The sequence below is a fragment of the Mycobacterium arosiense ATCC BAA-1401 = DSM 45069 genome, assembly GCF_002086125.1.
Lineage (GTDB): Bacteria > Actinomycetota > Actinomycetes > Mycobacteriales > Mycobacteriaceae > Mycobacterium > Mycobacterium arosiense.
On record NZ_MVHG01000248.1, the window covers coordinates 1 to 429 of the forward strand.

Consider the following 429-nt stretch of genomic DNA (forward strand, 5'->3'; position numbering starts at 1 on the left):
TGACCGGACCCCGTGAACTGGTCCACGGCGAAGGAGAGTCGTTCATTGGTGGGTACAGGTGGCAGCGTAGTGGGCTGGGGGCTGGTAGCCCAGTGACGAGTGCCGGCGGTGGTGGTTGTACTCGTGTTTCCAGTCGCTGATGACCACCCGGGCCTGGGCCAGTGACCAGAAGCTGTTGATGTTCAAGCATTCGTCGCGGATGCGGGAGTTGAAGGATTCGACGTAGCCGTTTCGCCACGGCTCGCCGGGCGGGATGAAGTGCAGGCCGACCAGTCCGGCGGCCCAGTCGGCCATTGCGCTGCAGGCTAATTCGGGACCGTTGTCACACCGCAGCACCGTCGGATAAGTACCGCGCTGGCCGGCCAGACGGTCGAGCTCGGCGATCAGGTGCTCGCCGGTGATACTGCGCTCGACCATCCCACCAAGGCA

At 64.3% G+C, this 429-nt stretch carries 1 protein-coding gene; it reads right to left on the reverse strand.

Going from position 1 to position 429, the window contains the following annotated elements:
- Positions 1-42: 42 nt before the first annotated feature.
- The coding region (locus tag BST14_RS28335) for an integrase core domain-containing protein (RefSeq protein WP_142279694.1) at positions 43-429 on the reverse strand (387 nt) is incomplete at its 5' end.